Genomic DNA, 15483 nt, shown 5'->3' with positions numbered 1-15483 from the left:
CGCTTTTTAATGATTTTTCGTAGACAAACTATCATAGATAATTATTACATTGTTAAAGATAAATTGAGAGATTAATTACTAAAAAAAATAGGAAATGGATATTATTTCTTGGAATGTGAATGGTATTAGAGCTATTACTAAAAAGGATTTTTTTGAAAATATTGAGACTTTAAATCCGGACATTTTTTGTCTACAAGAAACAAAAGCTCAGGATAATGAAGTTGAAAAAACCTTAACCACTTTAACCGAGAAGTACCATATATACTATAATTCCGCAGAGAAAAAAGGATATTCCGGTACTGCCATACTTTCTAAAACAGCGCCAATCTCCATTACTAAAGATATGGGTATTGAAGAACATGATAATGAAGGAAGAGTGCTCTGTGCAGAATTTGAAAATTTCTATTTAGTAAATGTATATACCCCTAATTCTGGACAGGGATTAAAGCGCCTGGATTACAGAAAAACATGGGATGAGGATTTTTTAGGCTATGTAAAAAACTTAGAAAAAAATAAACCTGTTATTATGTGTGGTGATTTTAATGTTGCCCACCAAGCTATCGATCTTAAAAACGATAAATCTAATTACGACAAAACCGCAGGGTATACTCAAATTGAAATAGATGGAATGACGCATATTATTAATGCTGGTTTTGTAGACTCGTTTAGACATCTGCATCCAGACGAAATAGCATATAGCTTTTGGAGTTATCGTTTTAAATCTAGAGAACGAAATACGGGTTGGAGGATTGATTATTTCTTGTTGAGTACTGCTTTAAGAGACAAAATAAAGGCTGCAGCAATTCTTACCGATTATTACGGATCTGACCACTGCCCTATTCGCTTAGAAATTGAATTTTGATGTAAGCCAGGATCTAGGTTTTTTCGTAACGTCCTGTTTTTTCCGTCAATTCAATTCTGTACATAACGCCTTGCATTCTAATACTATATTGGCTCCATGCCAATATTCAAAATAAGGTGTAGAAGTCGTGTTCTTGGTACATGAACACCGTTTGCAAGTGGGTTTGAACTTCTATATTACTATTGACCTCCTCTCTTAAACTTATTCAGTTTAAAGGGAAGAGACCAATTATTACCTACATATTAATCCCAATATTCGTTAACTACCTTCTTTATCTGTGGATATTTAGAGTCGTCTTCTTTTACCTCACTTCTTAATTCCTCCAATCTAGTTTTTAAATCTGAAATAACAGTGGCGTATTTTTCATCTCCATATCGATTATCCATTTCTTCCGGGTCGTTTTTAAGGTCATAAAACTCCCATGCAACAGGTGTTATAAAGTCCGACATAGATTCTGGGTTATGTGCCCACTTTTGCTCACTTGTATTTCGTTCCGTATTATAATCCCGGCCATAGTAAAAAATTAGTTTATACTCTTTGGTTCTAATACCAAAATGAGCTGGATTATTATGTTTATGTGCCATATGCATCCAATACCGGTAATAGGTATCTTGTTTCCAACCTTCAGGTTCCTTTTGGGTTTCTAAAATGGATTTAAAACTTGACCCTTGCATGTAATCTGGTATCTTACCTCCTACCATATCAATCATAGTAGGAGCAAAATCAGTATTATTTACCATAGCATCTGTACGAGAACCGGCTTTAATTGTTTTTGGATAGCGTACTAAAAATGGCATGCGTTGTGACTCCTCATACATCCATCTTTTATCTATATAATCATGCTCCCCGAGCATAAAGCCTTGGTCGCCTGTATATATAATAATAGTATTATCCATAATCCCTTCAGCTTCTAGGTAGTCGAAAATACGTTTCACATTATCATCTACCCCTTTTACACATCGCAAATACCGCTTAAGATACTCCTGGTACGCCATTTTTTTATACTCAGGATCAGGAATATTAGGGTCTATCCCCATATGCATTCCCATGTTTCGGATTACATTTCTATGACCAATAGATGACCCTATCGTATCCATCAACTCATTATTTTCTCCTCTTGTTGCAATAGAACCGTTGTTCCCATTATACCACATATTAGCTGGTTCAGGAATTTCTACATCCTCTAAATAGTCTTTATACCGAGGAGCATATTCAAAAAAATCATGAGGCGCCTTAAATTGGTGCATCAATAAAAATGGCTTTGACTTATCTCGTTTGTTTTTAAGCCATTCAAGAGAAATATCTGTAATAACATCTGATGAATGTCCGTCATACGTTGTAGCATTCACTTCGCGAACCAAGTCTTCTTCAAAACGAATTTCTTTCTTTTCTCCACCTTCGTTACTATAAAGCGTGGGGTTATGATAATCTCCTTGACCGGGAAGCACATTATAATAATCAAATGCCTCCGGGGCATGTTTTAAATGCCATTTTCCAATCATTGCAGTTTCATATCCTTGCTTCTTGATTTCTATTGGTAAATACTGATTTTCAGGAGCTAGTCTACCACTCAAGTCCACTACTCCATTAACTTGACCAAATTGACCGGTCATGATGCTAGCCCGTGATGGGGTACAAATGGAATTAGTAACAAATGCGTTTTCCAACATGATACCTTCCTTGGCCAAACGATCAATCGTAGGGGTTGGGTTTAAACGTGCCAACCTACTGCCATATGCACCTATAGCTTGTGAAGTATGATCATCCGACATGATGTAAAGGATGTTTGGTTTTGTTATTTTTGATTCTGTTTGAGCATAAGAAAATGCTACGGAAGCAAATAGAAAATAAGTAAATAGGTTTTTAATAGTGTTCTGTTTCAATGGTCTCGATTTTGATTAAATTTATGGATTGTAATTTATAAAAAAGCTGTCACTTTTTGATTTAAAAAATGACAGCTTTTTATTGTCAAACCTGTTGAATTACAGTTATTCTAATTGTTTACTAAAGGGTTAGAGTCTACTTCCGAAAGTGGAATTGGAAACAAAATTTTTAACCTCTAGAGTTTCCCTTCTTTGCCATAGTTTTATCCAAATTTCCTGAACTATATCTTTAGCAACATTTTCATTTTCTACAATAGATATTGCATTAATGAACATGGTTTCCCAATAGAGGTCATAGAGTTTACGAAAAGCTTGTTTATTGCTTTTCGTAAACTCTATGAAAAGTAAATTATTTACTTTATTGATTTTGGTGGGCATTTAAAGAATTGATGTTTCCGAAAAATAAAACTACACAAAAATTACTAAATTTTACAAAAAAATGTTAAATAACAATATATAGTGCAAATTAATATCAATAAAATCTAAAATCCTATATTTCAAAGGATAATCATGTAGTCTTCTAAATGGTTGACGAATATTAAAAATTGACATGATTCTAATATATTATGATTGAAGTCTTGGTCGTGCCGTAATTTCCATAGAAGCCTTGTTCAATTAAGGGTAACTTATCATTATATCTTGAAAGAACATGGTGAAACAAAAAAGGACAACAATTTCTTGTTGCCCTTTTGAAAAAACTAAACTAACTCAACTCACTAAATCATTCATTTATTATATCAGCCAATTCCTAATTGCGTGTTGGCTTTTGGGTATTGAGCCTTTTATTGAAACTGCTCAATTCCTGTTTTAACTCCTCCAATTTATCTTGATTGGCCTGCGCCAGATCATTCTCTTCAGAAATATCATTTTTAAGATTATACAATTCATACGAATCGTTTTCATAAAAATAAATCAGTTTCCAATCTCCTTTCCTTACTGCCTGACCTGGCGTCCAGCCACTTCCATGATAATGTGGATAATCCCAAAACAAAGCTTCATGGGCACTACTATTTTCTCCTTCCATAACTGGTTTAAGACTCACCCCATCTTGATGGAGTTCTGGCCGAAGCGGTAAATTGAGCTCCTCTAAAATAGTAGGAAACATATCCATGCTAATCACTGGCGTATTAATCTTGCTTCCTTGTGTTTGTCCGGGCTTTTTAATCAGTAAAGGAATTTTAATTCCGCCTTCATAAGCCCAACCTTTTCCAGCTCGTAACGGCCGCACGCTTGTTGGCCCCTTGCGATCGCCTATGCGTGTAGTGAGCCCACCATTATCCGAAGTAAAAATTATTAAAGTATCATCCATCAATTTTAATACTTCTAGCTTATCCAGTAACCTACCTACATTTTCATCTAAAGCGTAAACCATAGAAGCATATTCCGCATTGTATTGATTTATAACGGTATACGCTTCCCTCTCATTTTTTAATTGAGCATCACCAATTTTTAATTCCTTCTTTTTCGCTTCAAACTTTTCAATGTGTTTCTTAGAAGCTTGAATGGGAGTATGTACCGTGTAATAGGCCAAGTATAAAAGAAATGGGTTATCCTTATTCTCTTCTAAAAACCCAATAGATTCATTAGTGAGTCTATCCGTTAAATATTCACCCTCTGGGCCATCTGATAATTTTGGGTTCTTGTACGGTGAATAATACCCCCCTGGTGGTTGTCCTTTGTGGTGCCCTCCTTTATTAATATCAAAACCTTGGTTCTCTGGAAAAAAGCCAGTATCACCCAAATGCCACTTACCGGCAAAAAATGTTTTATAATCCTCTTCCTTTAAAACTTCTGCTATTGTTACTTCTTCTAAAGGCATTTCAAACAAGTCTTCTGGACCTTTAAGTATAGCGTCCTTGGCCTCGTATCCCGGAATCCAATCCGTAATACCTACTCTGCTGGGGTATTTTCCGGTCATAATTGCGGCTCTTGTAGGAGAACATACAGGATTAGGGCTATAAGCATTTGTAAAAAGATTGCTACTTGCTGCTAACCTATCAATATTTGGTGTTTCATAAAAGGAGCTTCCATAACACGCTAAATCTTTCCAACCTAAATCATCTACTAGTATAAAAACAACATTTTTCTTAGGAGATAGTTGTACACTCTCTACTTCTGCAGTTACTATCTTTTTTTCTTTGCACCCTATAAAAAGTAGGCAGAAAGTAAGTATGGTCACAATTTTATATCTCATAGTATTTTATAAATTAAAACTAAAGATTATGGGGCTTTTACCTATTAAACCCCGTAATCTTTTAAATTTAATATCCTGGGTTCTGCTCTAAATTTGGATTATTATCTATCTGCGCTTGCGGAAGCGGATAAACCACATGATGGGGTTGTGCTGGTTTACCACGTTCTATTGCTCTTTCCACAAATTTATTATGCCTTATTAAATCTTCTCTTCGCAAACTTTCCGAGTAAAGTTCCCACCCTCTTTCAGCTAAAATAAAATCTTTTAATTCTTCTTTTGAACTAAAATCGGTAAGGACAATACTACCAACACCAGCCCGATCACGAATCTCATTGATCAAATCTATACTCTCCTGGTTGGGTCCGTTAACTTCGTTCAATGCTTCAGCACGTGCCAAGATAATATCCGCTAAACGTATAATAGGAAAATCATTACCACTAAACCTACCTGCCGCATTCGGGTCTGGTACAAATTTAAAACTGCGTACATCATCTAAAGCAACACCGTCACCATCTCTGGACAAAGGAGTTAAAACACCCGTGGTTGTTGGTATATATTCCGAAATTAGAAGTTGTCTTCTAATATCAGTTTCTTCAAACGTTTCGTAGAACGCGGTATATGTTCTGAACTGTGCGCCAAAATTTTCCCAATTGGATTCTATAGGGTAATTTGGAGGAAAAGCATGGGGTATATATACATTTGCTTGATTGGTTCCTACAGCAGCTTCAAATCTAAAAATGAATTCGTTGTTATCTTCACCTTCTACTGCAAAAAGTTTGGTGTAATCGTCATATAAAACATATCCTCCATTTGAAATTACTTCCTCTGCCATTGTGGCCGCTTCTTCCCATTGTTTATTATTTAAATAAACTTTGGTTAACAAAGCAAGTGCACTTCCCTTATTCGCTCTACTTGAAAGTCCGCCGTAATCCAAGTTTTCAGATGCATAAATTAAATCATCTATTACATAGCTCCTGTATTCTTCTTCAGTAGCTCTAGGTGTTTCTTTTCCTACAGCCTCTATTTCATCTAAAGTGGCCCCATCGGGTACGGTAACAATAGGTGTAGGACCAAAATAGTTATGTAGATTGTAATAAGAAAATGCTCGTAAAAACCTGGCCTCCGCCTCAATTTTTTTTAAAGTGGCTTCTTCCAAATTATCTAGACCGTCTATAACACTCAGCACATTATTTGCTGCGGCTATGGCATTATAAAACCTATTATATCCGTTATTGAAATAGTCTGTTGAAGCATCCCAAGTAAACTCAATAAGTGGTAAAACCCTTCTATTGAGACCTCCCCCTGTTTCCCAAGTCTCATCAGTATTGAGTTGTTGCACATTAAAATGGTCTATAGCTTGGAAATTAGAATATATGGCAGCACTATAAGCCCCTGTCAACAAGGCATCTACCCCTGCTTCGTCTTGTAGAAAAACAGATGGGTCGTATTCTGTAAAGACTTCTTCTTCTAAAAAATCTTCGCAACCGAACAAAAGTACGATCACAACTATGTTAATTATATATTTTTTCATCAGTGTATGTTTAAAATTTAATATCTAAGCCCAATCTAATTGTACGTGCTAACGGATAGCTATTATAACTGCTACGTTCCACATTCGTACCTTCTGCACTCGCATCTGGATCATACCCTTCAAAATCAGTGATTGTAAACAGGTTGTCTACCGCGGCATACAGACCTAGTGATGTTATTCTAAAAGTATCTTTTAATGGTATGTTATAACCAAGAGTAATATTCTTTAAACGAATGAACGATGCGTCCGTAATCGTAAGGGAGTTGATAGCCCTAGCCCCACCATACTGACTAGGGTTTTCTCCGGACGGCAAAGTGTTTGATGGATTTTCCGGTGTCCATCTCTCATTATAGTATTTTGAAATAGAATTTCTGGCCGAGTTCGTTGGATACAATGATTCCGTTACATTGGCGTCTAAAGACTCAATACCTTGAACTCCCTGAAGAAAAATCTCAAGACTCAGGTTTTTATACTTGAAGTTGTTGTTAAAACCGAAAGAAAAATCAGGAAAGGGATCACCTAATACCACTCGGTCATCCGCATCTACATCTCCATCACCATCTTGATCAACAAATCTGGGTTGACCTGGTAGATAGTCAGGTGTAGCAGAATTTGCAATATCATCTCCTACCTGAAATATACCGTCTATTTCATAACCATAGAAAGATTGCAACGGGGCGCCTTCCCGTACAATAGTATACTGCCGTATAAAAGTACCTATGTTACCTCCTATTATCTCTTCGGTAAAATCCGGTAGCATAGTTACTTCATTCTTTAAGAATGACATTGTAATTCCAGTAGTCCATTGAAAATCATCCTTATTAATATTGATAGTGTTAATATTGAAATCAACACCGCTGTTTTCTACTTCGCCAAGGTTAGTCCTCACATTAGTAAAGCCAACAACAGAGGGCAAGGGTTTGTTAAAAAGTTGATCTGACGTTTTACGCTTAAAAAGATCTACAGAGCCTGAGATACGGTTGTTCAACAGACCATAATCAATACCTACATTTATTTCTGTAGTGGTTTCCCATTTCAAATCCGGATTAGGTAACCTTGCAGCGACCACACCTTGCGCTACAGATCCCCCAAAAACTGAATTACTACCATTATTGGATCGGGAAATAAGGGTCTGTCTAGTCTCGAAATTATTAATTCCTTGATTTCCCAGTTCCCCATAACCTAGGCGTAGTTTTAGATTACTTAGAGTATTACTATCAACCAAAAATGGTTCTTGACTAACTCTCCACCCTAAAGATGCCGATGGAAAAAAAGCATATTTATTATCGGGGGAAAAGCGAGAAGAACCATCTACCCTAAAGGATGCAGTTAATAAATATTTACCCTTGTAATCGTAGGTAGCACGACCTATAAAACCATTTAATTGATTTTTTTGTTTGCCACTGGTAACGTCATCGTTTAAATCACCGTTACCACTCTGTAGTAGATTGGTAGCCGTTACGTCTGACAAAAAACCTTCTGAATTTGCACTGAATCTTCTGTTTAAAAATTCTTCAAAAGTTACCCCTCCAAAAATTGAGAAATTATGATTTTCATTGAACGTATTGCTATACTTTAGAAGCGCCTCAACCAGCCAATGTGTTTGTTCTATAGACTCTATTGTGCCTATACCGCCTTGCGCCAGCCCGCTAAGAGTAGCCCTACTTCTGTACATATCTGCCCTTGAGGTATTAGACTCCCCACCCAAACGTAAACTAGCTGTTACATTTTTAATTACTTCGTAATCCGTATTTATAGAAGCATAAAATCTATTGTGAACAGTTTGGTTATCAATCCCATAAATCAATGCCAATGGATTATCTAAAGCAATTGAAGCATTTCTAAAATAGCGTCCATTCTCATCAAGGCCTGATGATAAAGTCGGGTCAAATTGAATGGCCGAGTTTATGGGGCCTGCTCCTTCATTTGCGGAATTTGAGAATAATATTTCATTATTGGTCTGTCTAGTGAAATTAGCATTAGCAGAAATCAGCAAGTTTTCCAGCGGTCGTGATTGCACATTTAAGCGAATATTATATTTCTGACTTGATGATGATTTTACAATACCATCTTGATCAAAGTAATTCAACCCTAAATAATAATTGCCCTTCTCGTTACCTCCGGACAAAGATATTTGATGATTTTGAACCGTGGCATTTTGAAAAAGCTCATCTTGCCAATCGGTTCCTGCACCAAAATCTGCAATTTGCTCAGGAGAATAGGTATCTGCACTTCTAAAATTAACGAGGTCCGCATAGTCATTGGCACCTAACACGTCCAAAGACTTGGCTACGCTTTGAAAACCGGTATACGTGCTATAGGACAAGCTTGTTTTTCCGGCTTTTCCTTTTTTAGTTGTAATTAAAACAACACCATTAGCCGCACGAGTACCGTAAATAGCGGCAGAAGAAGCATCTTTTAACACATCTATAGATTCTATATCGCCAGGGCTTAATGAGGAAGGGTCTACACCCGGAAGACCATCAACTACGAACAATACCGAATTATCACTGTTTATAGAACCGGCACCACGTATCTGAACTTTTAAACCGGCACCTGGAGCAGAACTTACTTGGCTAACATTAACACCTGATGCCGCACCATTTAAAAGTTGCACCGCATCATAATTTGCTCCTTGGGTAAAATCTTCTGATTTGACTGTAGCAATAGCTCCCGTTAAATCGGTTTTTCGTTGTGTGCCATAACCTACAACAACTACTTCTTCCAACTTAGCCGCATCTGGTTGCAGTTGCACAGTAATTGGTGCGGTACCTTCTACTACTATATCTTTTGTTGTATACCCAATATACGAGATGGAAAGAATTGCATTCTCGTCCGAAACTTCAATTGAGAAGTTTCCGTCAAAATCTGCCGTGACACCGTTTGATGTTCCTTTTTCTACAATATTTGCCCCGGGTAATGGTATGCCATCAGCATCGGTTACAATTCCTGATACTGTTTGTTGATAAGGAGCAATTAGTAGTGATTCATTTTTAATACGGCTTTTTCGCTCCTTCTTTCTCAATAGTATCTTACGGTCATCTAATTCATAGCTCGTATCTACATTTTTAAACAATAGGTCCAAGACCTTATCAATTGGAGCTTTATCTACCTTAATTGTCACTTTTCTGCTCAAGTCCACTGCCCGTGTATTGAACAGAAACTTAAACTCAGTAAGAGTTTCAATATCTTCAAGAACTTCCCTTACCGTAGAATTTTCCCTCTCTATAGATATTTTAGTCTTTTGTGCATACGAAGAATTGGCTTGCATCAAAAAACTAATGGTTAAGAAAAATAGAAGCGATAACTTCATTTTCAGGTCATAATTTAAGTGCCAAGAGAGAACACCCTCCGACTTTGGTGGTTTTTTCATAGTTTTGATTGTTTATTTGTGATTACGCGTTTCGTGTGATCATTTCTTTGAATCGGGAAATGTTAGAGCATTTTCCGATTTTTTTATTCGATAAGTTCGAATAGAGAAATGGTCAAGTTTAAGTGGTTCTAGTTATTTCATTTCATCCAATTTTAATTTATTATTATTTTGTTCTCTACTATTTGATATTCAATTTGATATACCTTGTTAAAATACTCAAAGACTTGCTCAATAGTTTCGTGATTAGTCTCTACAGTAGCATTGAAAGTTTCATTGGCCAATAGATCGTTATTATTTATAATCACCACATTATAGTGGCGTTCCAACTTTTGAATTATGTTATCAAACCTCTCATTACGAAAAACCAGATTACCATTTATCCAAGAGGTATAGAGCGCGGTATTTACCTTTTGATTTACAATATTTTTCTCTTTTTTACTAAATACCCCTTTAAATCCAGGCTTCAGAAAGACTTCTGCATCTGTATTTTCTTTCTCTTCGTGGTTGGACAAGCTTACAGAGCCCTCTACTAAGACTATTTCGGCCTCTTCATCCTCAGAATAGTTTTCAACATTAAATTTGGTGCCGTACACTTTAATATCCAATTCTTGACTCCTCACTATAAACTGCCTAGTTTTATCTGGACTAACTTCAAAATAGGCTTCACCCAGTAAAATCACTTTTCTTGCCGCATCCTTAGTAAAAATAGTGGGGTACGTAATGGAGCTTCCTGCATTTAAGTGCACTTTTGTTCCGTCAGATAAGACTAAACCAAATCGCTTACCATTTGGAATAGTAAGTGTATTAAATTGAAGATTAGAATTTCGTTCTTCATCCTCATAAATTAATTGACTGCCTTTTTTATTGCTTACAATATTACCAGCTTCATCAACTATTTTAGAACTTCCATCTTCTGAAATTATCTGTACTTCACCGTTACCCAATTCCAATGTAATCAAGTCTTCTCTGGGTATAACAACCTCATCCAAACCATCTGTAGATAAATTATTTTTCAGTAACACTCCTAAGCCTAAAAAAACAAGAGCTATGGCAGCATACTTTAACACGGACAATAATCTTACTTTTCCCTTTGAGACGTTCTCATTACGAATCTCTTTTAAGAGCTCTTTTTTTACTTTATCCAAATTTGGGTCGTTCATAGCCAAGTTTATCGCAAAATTTGTTTTTACGTATGTTTTAAAAGTTTTTTGATTCTCTTTGTTTTGCAACCAATTATTAAGTGAATCCAACTCTGCTGTATCTGCAGTTTGTGTAAAATACTTAGCTATATATATATCAGCTTCTTCCGGAGTCATTTACCCTTTCTCTTTATATATACTACAAGTGATATTTTCAATACCCTAACTTTTTTTTAATATTTTTTTAATAATCGTATTATTTTTATCCTTTACTTGCGATATAAACATTTTCTCATGAACTTGGAAGATAACTCTACTTTAATCAAAAACCTTATTCGAGGAGAAGAGAAAGCCTACATGTTCTTATTAGACACTTACCATAGGCAACTCAACGCCTATGCAATAACTCTAACCCATAATCAGTCTACAGCTCAAGATATTGTTCAAAATGTATTTCTTAAAACTTGGAAATCAAGGAAAAAACTAAATCCTGAATTATCTATTCGGAGCTTCTTATACAAATGTGTTTATAATGAGTTTTTAAACCACTATCAGAAAAACAAAGCTGTAGTTCTTTTACAAGCAAAGTATATTGAGTTTGCCCACGAAGTGGTTGAAGAAACGGACAATAACGCTCTAACTAAAATGATAGAAATCGTAAATAGAGAGATTCAAAAACTACCTCCTAAATGTCAAAAGGTATTTATTCTAAGTAAGAGAGAAGGGCTTACCAATAATGAAATAGCAGACTACCTTGATATTTCTATAAAAACTGTAGAAGCCCAAATTACTAAAGCTTTTCGCATTTTGAAAAAGAAATTAGGAGCAAAATATGAGACTATCCTCATAGTAATATTTGGGATTGGAAGGAAAAACTTCGCTGCGAGCTAAAGTGAAACAACGCACTCTTTTTAGAAATTAAACCCTAAACTAAATAAAAAGCGATTTCCATCTCCACCGTGATAGAATCCTAGATTTCCTGTTAACGCACTAAAACCAGATATCCAAATAGACCCACCGAAATCATTATGCCATTGGGTGGAGCTATCATTTTTGGACCAAACGCGGCCATAATCAAAACCAGCACTTACACCTAATTGAATGGGTATGAAATTGGTTCTGAACCTAGTAATACCCACTCTTAAATCCGTGCTTTGATAAAAGGCAGATTTTCCATTGAACCTTTCATTTCTGTATGCCCGTAAACTTTGGTTTCCGCCCAAAACGGCACCGTGATAAAACTCATAGTTATCTCCAATTACAGCTTCACCCGCTATTTTAGTTGCAATTACGGCAATACCGCTTGGGTGTAACGGATAGGTTAGTGATAACGACGGTTTTACATAACCAAAACGGTTGCCGTAACCATCTAAATTTGATGTATAACCCGCTACCACGTCTGCATCCATGGCGCGATTGGGAAATGCAGGGTCATTTTGATTGTGGTAATTGTAGCCTACTTCTGCCGTAGCGTATATTTGTTGTTCATAAACATCATTATCGGCTGTAAACGATTGCCCTACAAAACGGTCATCGTCATTAGATACATCAAAAGATTCTAATGTGGACCTTAGATAGTAGCTACTACCCGCATTTTTATGCACTAAATAGGGAGAGAATTTTAATCTTCTTACTCTAACCCTATTAAAATCACGGTCAATTTCATTGTCGTATTGTGAATCATTGCCTTCACCAAAATAATTCATAGTAAAGTTTGGACTGGCATATCTTACATCAAATCCTAAATTCCAATTGTAGAACACATGGCCAAATTCTGCATTATAGTCTATTGCAAAACCGTTAGTAGCAAAAAAATACTCCGCTCCTATGGTGTGCTGTGATTTAAACGGATTGTTAGCTAAGCTGTACGTGGTGAAACGGTCTTTTAGCCCAATTCTAAATCCAGAATCCCCATCATATCCCACACTGGGAAAAACGATGTTCTCGTGATATTTTCTCTTTTGATAGTTGTAGGTATTAATGTCATATGAATCTGTGAGCCATTTTTTGGACTTTGGGTTTACTATGGTATTGTCCTTACTCTTATAATCATAAAGCTTCACCTTTTTAGTCGTTTTGAAATCATAGGTATCGTTTTTCTTACCTCCCAATACTTTAATATCAATCAATTTATCACCTTTACCATCAACTGTAAAAGTATCATTACCATCAAGGCCATACACCCAAATTTCTTTGGTTTGTTTTGAATTGTAGGTATTATTGAAAACAATACTGTCTTTTGAAATTGAAATATCAGTTTCCCCATTTGGCTTTCTGGTAATCAAGAAATCCTCATCCTTTTCTGTTCCAATTACGACCTCAAAATTATTCAAGTAATCATAATACGATTGCGCGATAGCCTGCAAACCATCTCGTCTTGACCGAAGATTCTTTTTAATCTCATCAATACTACTATCCTGAGTTGCTTCAGGCAGAGATTCAAAAGCAGCATCTATTTCTCTATCCGATAAATTTTCTTGAATAAAATCTACTTGCTTCTTCCAGTCTTCCCACTTTGCCGTCTTTATAAAAGCCTTATCCAACGGATAACCAGAAAGGTTAAACCATTTTATATTTTTTATATCAGCATCAAAACTTTCCATTTTACGGAGCAAAGGGAATGCATACTTTAGCATTGCTATTATGGGGCCGTCGTATTTGGGAAAAGCCTGGTCCCAATCCCTCGGTATGGCTTCATACCTTTTTTTACCATCTTCGGTTTTAAACTGCGCCCATCGCCATTGGTCTTGATGACGGTCCCAATTACCAACTAGCATATCAAACAATCGTGCACGGATAAAACTTGGTTCATCTACGTAGGAGTCCTTAGACTCCATCAACTCTAAACGTAAATCCGTTGTACTTAAAATGTCATCTGGCTTTCCAAAAGTTTCAAAGCTTTTGTTTTCGTCTCCCACGTGTTCCTCTAACATAAAGAGTGCATCACCATAATCTTCATTATAAATACCTAAGCCCTTTTGTTTAGGCACGTAGTATATTTTAGGATTTGCATGTAACACTTCTAGCGTTTCAGACAATTCGTTCATTGCAAATTGTGCGTAAGGGTGTGCCGTGGTATAAAAATCCATCATATAACGCTCAGCTACCGTATTTCTAAGGTAATCTTCTACGTAATGATTATCTATGGCATTGGTTTGTAGAAAACGTAAAGCACTTTTACGTAGTGCTCTTAAAGTGTATTCATGCTCATTGTCATCTATTAATCTCAGTGATCTAGATTGTGTTCCCCCACCCTCGGAAATGGGACGCACATTATTGGGCAACTCGTCTATTTGTAGAACGGGAGCCTCAATTTCTTTACTATAAAGGTTTCTGAAATGGTCTCCCCAAACCCATTTGTAAAATCCGCTTTTATCTGTTTCCTCTTTGGTATAAATTGATGCTTTTTCTGTTGGTTCATATGTTTTTTTAGGATAGGAAATATCGTCTATTGAAAGCCTTTCTCGCATTATTTTCTGAGTAAAGGCAATTTTTGAAGCAGCGTTCTCTATTTCTATAAAGTCTACTTTCGAACTACCATTTTTAAAAACCGTCAACTTAGCATAGCCCTTTTTCGAAGACTCAAAATGCTCTTCTTTAGGTGCCCTGGCTTTTTCGGTTTTACCAATAGCTCCACTGATAATTTGTGGAATACCATCATCTTCTAAATATTGTAGGTTACGGTCTTTTCCGGATACAAATATGACATCCTCAAACTGACTAGCTATGGTCTCCATTCTACCGCGGAAAAGTCTATTCTGTTTGTTTTGATATGATTCCGGTTGAAACCCGCCCATCTTATCTATTACAGAAATCTTACTATTGCTCATAACCGGCTGGTAGACTGCAACGATTACCGTTTTGCCTTGACTATCCTTTAAATCATCTTTAAACTCCGCCAAAAACTGGTCTCTTGTTTTATGCTCACACTTTTCATTGATGTACGGATGCTCATCCCAATCTTCTAAAAACCACTGCGAGTCTACCATCTCCAATACTACTTCATCATTTATAGTTTCACGCTCAACGGGGCAACCATCATTGGGCCAAAATTTAGCCTTACTATTATCCTGTAAAAACGATTCTAAATCATCTATGCTTTGAGGGGCTCCTGTTAACCATTCGTTCTTTCCGGGTGTTAAAATAACGTTTCCATTAAATTCATCCCATAATTGCATCAAAGGCTTTAAGTACTTCTTTGCCTTATCTTGTTTTTGTTCTTTTGAAGGAAACCCTTCCCTATTTATAACATTGCCCAATAACAGCAATGTAGCATTCGTATCATTTTTAGAAGCAGAATTGATTTCGTCCAACATTACTTTCGTTTCTTCAAAAGAGACATTTCCAATATTTGAGGTTATATAAAATGAATGGGATACTTCCTTATTAGAATTAGAATCTTGCTGCTCTGATACTTGTGAAAGCATAGTTGTGCAATAGAAAAGAAATGGTAATGTAAAAACTAGTGAACGCATGTATTTGTGTTTGTCTGTAGTGTAGC

The 15483-nt window shown here is 36.2% G+C and carries 9 protein-coding genes; 2 read left to right on the top strand and 7 right to left on the bottom strand.

Translation table 11 applies throughout. The features are described from left to right. The first annotated feature begins 94 nt into the window (after positions 1 to 94). Entirely contained in the window at positions 95 to 862 is a 768-nt protein-coding gene (locus IWC72_RS14985) for an exodeoxyribonuclease III (RefSeq protein WP_194530332.1), read from the top strand. Positions 863 to 1104: 242 nt separating this feature from the next. On the opposite strand, the gene IWC72_RS14980 is transcribed toward IWC72_RS14985, so the two are convergent. The 6 genes from IWC72_RS14980 to IWC72_RS14955 form a co-directional block, all read right to left on the bottom strand. Continuing rightward, positions 1105 to 2634, bottom strand: a complete 1530-nt coding sequence (locus IWC72_RS14980; protein ID WP_394370107.1) for a sulfatase family protein — start codon at positions 2632 to 2634, stop codon at positions 1105 to 1107. A 240-nt stretch (positions 2635 to 2874) separates the two neighbouring features. Then, positions 2875 to 3123: an RNA polymerase sigma factor gene (locus IWC72_RS14975; protein ID WP_194530331.1), complete on the bottom strand. Its 249-nt coding sequence runs from the start codon at positions 3121 to 3123 to the stop codon at positions 2875 to 2877. A 370-nt stretch (positions 3124 to 3493) separates the two neighbouring features. Further along, positions 3494 to 4939 carry a sulfatase gene (locus IWC72_RS14970; protein ID WP_194530330.1) on the bottom strand — a complete coding sequence of 482 codons (1446 nt, stop codon included), beginning with the start codon at positions 4937 to 4939 and terminating at the stop codon, positions 3494 to 3496. A 67-nt stretch (positions 4940 to 5006) separates the two neighbouring features. Beyond that, on the bottom strand, positions 5007 to 6470 hold the full coding sequence (locus tag IWC72_RS14965) for a RagB/SusD family nutrient uptake outer membrane protein (protein WP_194530329.1): 1464 nt from the start codon (positions 6468 to 6470) through the stop codon (positions 5007 to 5009). Positions 6471 to 6480: 10 nt separating this feature from the next. Then, the gene (locus tag IWC72_RS14960) at positions 6481 to 9843 is read right to left on the bottom strand and encodes a TonB-dependent receptor (RefSeq protein WP_194530328.1); all 3363 of its coding nucleotides are present in this window, start codon (positions 9841 to 9843) and stop codon (positions 6481 to 6483) included. Positions 9844 to 9995: 152 nt separating this feature from the next. Beyond that, positions 9996 to 11159: a FecR family protein gene (locus IWC72_RS14955; protein WP_194530327.1), complete on the bottom strand. Its 1164-nt coding sequence runs from the start codon at positions 11157 to 11159 to the stop codon at positions 9996 to 9998. A gap of 117 nt (positions 11160 to 11276) precedes the next feature. Here IWC72_RS14955 and IWC72_RS14950 point away from each other — a divergent pair, with 117 nt between their 5' ends. Further along, the gene (locus tag IWC72_RS14950; protein ID WP_194530326.1) at positions 11277 to 11873 is read left to right on the top strand and encodes an RNA polymerase sigma factor; all 597 of its coding nucleotides are present in this window, start codon (positions 11277 to 11279) and stop codon (positions 11871 to 11873) included. Between the two features lie 20 nt (positions 11874 to 11893). Here the strand turns inward: IWC72_RS14950 and IWC72_RS14945 are convergent, their stop codons facing one another. Then, complete coding sequence (locus tag IWC72_RS14945) at positions 11894 to 15457, bottom strand: BamA/TamA family outer membrane protein (protein ID WP_194530325.1); 3564 nt, start codon at positions 15455 to 15457, stop codon at positions 11894 to 11896. Positions 15458 to 15483: the final 26 nt, after the last annotated feature.

Source organism: Zobellia roscoffensis (assembly GCF_015330165.1).
Classification (GTDB): domain Bacteria; phylum Bacteroidota; class Bacteroidia; order Flavobacteriales; family Flavobacteriaceae; genus Zobellia; species Zobellia roscoffensis.
Note: the sequence above shows the minus strand (reverse complement) of the source record. Positions and strands in the feature narration are given on the sequence as shown.